This is a genomic window from Methanoregula sp. (assembly GCF_002835825.1).
Lineage (GTDB): Archaea > Halobacteriota > Methanomicrobia > Methanomicrobiales > Methanospirillaceae > Methanoregula.
Map to the genome: position 1 here is coordinate 1 of NZ_PIZH01000587.1, position 1,300 is coordinate 1,300.

1 protein-coding gene and 1 pseudogene are annotated in these 1,300 nt (G+C 58.0%); one reads left to right on the forward strand and one right to left on the reverse strand.

Going from position 1 to position 1,300, the window contains the following annotated elements:
- Nucleotides 1–931 (forward strand): DUF1848 domain-containing protein (locus CW742_RS13550; RefSeq protein WP_292421271.1); only part of this gene is annotated, 931 nt, incomplete at its 5' end.
- 107 nt (nucleotides 932–1,038) lie between these two features.
- Here the strand turns inward: CW742_RS13550 and CW742_RS13555 are convergent.
- A pseudogene (locus tag CW742_RS13555) lies at nucleotides 1,039–1,300 on the reverse strand (prenyltransferase); the annotation flags it as partial.

Genomic DNA, 1,300 nt, shown 5'->3' on the forward strand with positions numbered 1-1,300 from the left:
CCCGGCATTCTACGGAAACTGGTTCATGGAACGGCTGGAACAAGGCTATGCCTGCTGGAAGAGACCGTTTTCCGGAAGACCGCAGTACGTATCGTTTGCAAAGGCGCGGGCCATCGTATTCTGGTCCAAGAACCCGGCCCCGTTCTTCCATCATCTCGATACCCTTGACCGGCTGGGCATGAACTATTATTTCCTCTTCACCCTGAACGATTACGATGCCGAAGGACTCGAACCCTGCGTTCCCCCGCTCGATGAGCGGATTGCGACATTCATCCGGCTCTCGGACCGGGTGGGGAAAGGCAGGGTGGTCTGGCGGTCTGACCCCCTTCTGCTCTCGGACAGTATTCCGGTAGATGCCCTCCTTGGAAAGCTGGCACGGGTAGGCGACCGGATCCACCCGTACACGGACAGGCTGATCTTCAGCTTCATCGATATCGCAAAATACCCGAAAGTGCAGCGCAGCCTGCGGGAGCAGGGCTTTTCCGGCGTGCGGGAGTTTACCGGAGAGGAAATAATCCTGTTTTCGGAAGGACTTGCAGACCTGAACAAACGATGGGGTCTTACTCTCGCAACATGTGCGGATCGCCGGGATCTCTCGGCGTACGGCATCGGGAAAGGGCAGTGCATCAGTTACGACCTCCTGATGCGGGAATTCAGTGACGACCGGGCGCTTGCCGCATTCCTTGCCGGAGGCGGGCAGACGGCAATTGACGGGACCGGTTCCGCAGCCCGTATCCGGGAGCTGAAAGACCCCGGCCAGCGAGGGCCGTGCGGCTGCATAGTATCCAAGGACACCGGCCAGTACAATACCTGCCCCCATCTCTGCGCGTACTGCTACGCGAATTCATCGGTAAACGGCGTTCAGCGGAATTATTCACGGTACCGGGAATCGGAGAGGACCGGAAGCTATCCCGACACCATTGTCGGCTGAACCGGGTACCGGTGATGCCATCCTTTGCCTTTGTCCGGAACGCCCTCCTCGATTTTCCTGACGATACGATAAAAGATGAGCGATAAGGGGGGGTCTCCTGCACCGGTTCACATTCCGAGAACCACACCCGCAATGATTGCAGCCGTATAGACAATCATCGTGACATGGAACAGCGGAAGTGCCCGGAGGGCGGTTTCCGGATCCGGTTTTCGCAGGACAAGAAAATTTGCGATCGCAAGCAGCACGAACCCGGCCAGAAAGCCGGCGGCTGCAATCATACCCAGCCGGGTGAGGAACAAACCTGCGGCGATAATGTGGAGGAGCGTAAACCCCGCAATCCACCAGGCTGTGCCCTTATCTCCGTAAAGG